General features: G+C 37.3%; 3 protein-coding genes. All 3 read left to right on the top strand.

All coding sequences use genetic code 11. From position 1 onward, the window contains the following. Nucleotides 1-99 precede the first annotated feature (99 nt). The 3 genes from AACY61_RS08810 to AACY61_RS08800 all read left to right on the top strand — a co-directional run bounded on the left by AACY61_RS08810 (nt 100) and on the right by AACY61_RS08800 (nt 4665). Nucleotides 100-438: a hypothetical protein gene (locus AACY61_RS08810; protein WP_339611207.1), complete on the top strand. Its 339-nt coding sequence runs from the start codon at nt 100-102 to the stop codon at nt 436-438. 104 nt (nt 439-542) lie between these two features. Further along, nucleotides 543-2237, top strand: coding sequence for a sodium:solute symporter (locus tag AACY61_RS08805; RefSeq protein ID WP_339611206.1), 1695 nt, complete (start codon nt 543-545; stop codon nt 2235-2237). 76 nt (nt 2238-2313) lie between these two features. Further along, complete coding sequence (locus AACY61_RS08800; protein WP_339611205.1) at nt 2314-4665, top strand: DNA translocase FtsK; 2352 nt, start codon at nt 2314-2316, stop codon at nt 4663-4665. The last annotated feature ends 115 nt before the right edge of the window (nt 4666-4780 follow it).

Below are 4780 nucleotides of genomic sequence, written 5' to 3'. Positions count from 1 at the left end.
TTGTCTTAATGCTGAAGGTATTTCGTCTCCTGCACCTGCGATGTACCCAATGTTTCACGAGGTTTAGTAACTGATGGTTTAGCCCCTTTTAAAATTCAATTGGCTAGAGGACGTGTTACTGATGAAAATGCAAAAGTAGATTTTATTGAACCTTCTCATTCAGTATTGAATACTCCCAACAAGCTTTCAGTCACTGATTTTGAAGATTGGGTACAGGAACGCGGCTTGTATTTTGCTGAAGAATGGGCTTCAGAGTTTACACCCATTTTTAAAATGAATGATCCGGGAGAAAAACCTCTTAAAGGATCACTCTTGATTGGAAAATACGGGAAAGGAAACATAGTCTATACAGGACTGAGTTTCTTCAGACAATTGCCCGCCGGAGTTTCAGGTGCCTACCGCTTGTTTGCAAATTTATTATCTTTAGAAAATGAATAAGCATCCTGAAAAATACATCTGGAAAAAAGCATACACCATCGTTTTGCTCGCAAATGCCCTGTTTATAGTATTGTTTTACCTTATAATGATTAGCTTTAATTAATATGCAAGCAGTTGACTGGATTGTTCTTATCGGTACGTTGGTATTCATCGTTAGTTATGGGGTCTGGAAAACACGCGGAAGCAAAAATGTTCAGGACTTTCTCAAAGGAGGTAACACTTCAAACTGGTGGACCATTGGACTATCGGTGATGGCTACTCAGGCAAGTGCAATTACCTTTTTGTCTACACCCGGACAAGCATTTCATGACGGCATGGGTTTTGTTCAGTTTTATTTTGGCTTACCCATCGCTATGATTGTCATTTGTATGGTTTTCATACCCATCTACCATCGCTTAAAAGTTTACACTGCTTATGAGTTTCTTGAAAACCGCTTTGACTTAAAAACTCGCTCATTAACAGCAATGCTTTTTTTAACCCAGCGTGGTCTGGCAGCTGGAATAACCATCTTTGCGCCGGCAATTATTCTGTCAGCAGTCTTAGGATGGAACTTAATTTATCTGAATATTATTATTGGGGTACTGGTTATTATTTATACCGTCTCCGGAGGAACCAAAGCTGTAAGTGTTACTCAAAAACAACAAATGGCAGTGATTTTCGCCGGAATGTTTGCAGCTTTTTTTATCATTCTTAGTTACTTACCTGAAAACATAAACTTTTCAAATGCACTTGAAATTGCCGGTGCCGGTGGCAAAATGGAGATTATTGATTTTTCCTTCAATCTGGACAACCGCTATACCTTCTGGAGCGGAATTATTGGCGGAACTTTTTTAGCACTCTCTTATTTTGGAACAGACCAAAGCCAGGTGCAACGATACCTCTCCGGAAAATCAGTAAAGCAAAGTCAAATGGGACTTATTATGAACGGCATTCTAAAAGTACCTATGCAGTTTTTTATACTGTTGGTAGGTGTTATGGTTTTTGTGTTTTATCAGTTCAACCCCTCCCCGCTCAATTTTAACCCTGTTGCAACAGAAACAGTGATGAATTCTCAATTTTCTGATGATTACCAAGAATTGCAAAAACTGCAAAAAATAAATTTTGAAACCAGACAGCAAGCGCTTTACAACTTTACCAACTACCAAAACCCATCAGAAAAAAAATTATATCAGCAAAGTATCATACAACTCGATGAAGAAGAAAAAATCATTCGAACCAAAGCAAAAGAAATCATCTCAAAAGCCGATGCCCTTGTTGAAACCAATGATAAGGACTATGTGTTTATTCATTTTATTTTAAATAATCTTCCACGGGGGTTGATAGGCTTGCTGCTGGCAGTAATCCTGAGTGCAGCCATGTCATCAACGGCTTCTGAATTAAACGCATTGGCAACCACCACCACAATGGATTTGTACAAAAGAAATAAAAAACAAAACAAAGACGAAAGCCATTTTTTAAAAGCATCAAAATGGTTCACATTGTTGTGGGGAGTAATCGCAATTACTATTGCCTGCGTTGCCAACTTATTTGACAATTTGATTCAATTGGTCAATATCATTGGTTCCATTTTTTATGGAAATGTACTAGGAATCTTTTTACTTGCATTTTTTATTAAATACGTCAAGGGAAACGCCGTCTTTATCGCTGCCATTATCACTCAAGTTATAGTAATTTGGGGCTGGTGGTTTGATTGGATGCCTTATCTTTGGTTAAACCTATTTGGATGTGTATTAGTTATTTCAATCGGTCTTTTAATACAAACTTTGGGTTTAAATAACAATACAAGCCCTCAAAAATAACAATTACTTTATACACTTTTTTTTAACAAATTCACGTTTACAATTTGTACTTTTGTTTCAATTCACCTAATCATCTATGGCTGTAAAAAAAGATAAAAAAACCTCTTCCAAAAAACGGAGTCTTCCGGGTTTACAGTTTAGTAAACAACAAAAAGTGGTACTTGGTGTTTTTTTAATGATTTTAGGTACCGCACTCACAATTGCCTTTATTTCATTCTTTTTTAATTGGCAGGCAGACCAAAGCACCATTTCAGAATTTACAAACCGAGACGAACAAGCCCAAAATTTACTTAATAAATTTGGAGCCAACGTTAGCGACTTTTTTGTTTACAGAGGGTTTGGGATTTCATCACTTATTTTTAGTGTACTTATTTTTATTTCGGGCATCTACCTTTTTTTAAGTCTAACAAAAGCTGGACTAAAAAACTTGTGGTTTTGGGGAATATTGATGATGGTTTGGTTTTCAGTTTTTTTTGGTTTTTTTGAAGGAAAAGCATCGATACTGGGTGGGGTCATCGGATTTGAAATAAACAGTTACCTGCAGGATTACCTGGGCTTTACAGGAGCGGTTTTGCTAATGGTGTTTTTATTTTTAACTTACCTCATTGTTCGTTTAAAAATTACCCCCGATAAAGTTATCACATTCTTTAAAAACAGTAAAAATGAACTTCAGCAAGAGATTGAGAATGCTAAGAAAACAGCTGAAGAAATACCATCTTCCCCTGAAATTGAGATAAATAAAGCTTCTGAGCATTCAGGTTCTGAAAATAAAGAATCAGTAGCTGATCTAAATGAAATGCCCAAAGAAAAAATTGTCATCAAATCTGAAAATGAAGATGATTTAGCACTTGAAGTTGAGCAAAGTGATGAAGAAGAAGAGGTTGAAGTTCTAAGTAATAAGCTTGTCAAAGATTTTGGTGAATTTGATCCAAAACTGGAACTGAGCAATTATAAATTCCCAACCCTGGAACTTTTAAAGGAATACAACACCAATACAGGAATCACCATCGATCAGGAAGAACTGGAAAGCAATAAAAATACCATTGTTGAAACCCTGAAAAACTATAAAATTGAAATCGATCAAATCAAAGCCACTGTAGGGCCCACAGTCACCCTGTATGAAATCATTCCGGAAGCAGGAATCCGGATTTCAAAAATAAAAAATCTGGAAGACGACATCGCTCTTTCACTGTCAGCATTAGGAATAAGAATTATTGCACCCATACCCGGAAAAGGAACCATAGGTATTGAAGTCCCCAACAAAAATGCTAAAATGGTTTCCATGCGTTCAGTCATTGCTTCCCCAAAATTCCAAAATGCAGAAATGGAACTTCCACTCGCACTGGGAAAAACCATTTCAAACGAAACCTTTGTGGTTGATCTTGCAAAAATGCCTCACTTGTTGATGGCCGGTGCTACAGGACAAGGTAAATCTGTCGGTCTTAATGCAATTCTCACTTCACTATTGTATAAAAAACATCCTGCAGAAGTTAAATTTGTACTGGTTGATCCTAAAAAAGTTGAATTAACCCTTTTCAATAAAATTGAACGGCACTATCTTGCTAAACTACCCGATACTGAAGAAGCAATAATTACTGATAACAGTAAAGTAATCAACACACTCAATTCACTTTGCATTGAAATGGATCAGCGCTATGATTTGCTCAAAGATGCTATGGTGAGAAACATTGCTGAATACAATGTAAAATTCAAAGCCCGAAAACTCAACCCCAATGACGGACACAAGTTCCTGCCCTACATAGTACTTGTAGTAGACGAATTTGCTGATTTAATAATGACCGCTGGAAAAGAAGTCGAGACACCCATTGCCCGGCTTGCACAATTGGCTCGTGCTATAGGTATTCATTTGATAATTGCCACTCAAAGACCTTCGGTAAATGTAATTACAGGTATCATAAAAGCAAACTTTCCTGCCAGAATCGCATTTAGGGTAACCTCAAAAATTGACTCAAGAACCATCCTTGACAGCTCAGGAGCAGACCAGCTTATTGGAAGAGGTGATATGCTTTTCACTCAAGGCAATAATTTAATTCGTCTGCAATGTGCATTTGTCGATACCCCTGAGGTAGAACAAATTACTAACTATATTGGCTCTCAAAGAGCATATCCTGATGCACACATTTTACCTGAATACTCCGGTGAGGAAGGTGGCACAAATCTTGATATAGGAATAGACGACCGGGATGCCTTGTTTAGGGACGCCGCTGAAGTAATTGTAACTGCACAGCAGGGTTCAGCATCACTATTGCAGCGAAAACTAAAATTGGGCTACAACCGTGCAGGAAGAATCATTGATCAGTTAGAAGCTGCAGGCATTGTGGGACCCTTTGAAGGCAGTAAAGCTAGACAGGTATTGGTACCTACACTTGAAGCCCTCAAGCAACAGCTCAATAATGAAACCGATTAAATATAACCATTGAAAACCCTTTAAAGTGTAGGTTTTCAATAAATAACACTAAAATAAATAAACAAAATGAAAAAGCTAATTGTACTCTTAATCGTATCTGTCCTAGCGCATCAGG

It is taken from the genome of uncultured Planktosalinus sp. (assembly GCF_963973675.1).
GTDB lineage: Bacteria > Bacteroidota > Bacteroidia > Flavobacteriales > Flavobacteriaceae > Planktosalinus.
This window is presented reverse-complemented; position numbering and strand designations above follow the sequence as displayed.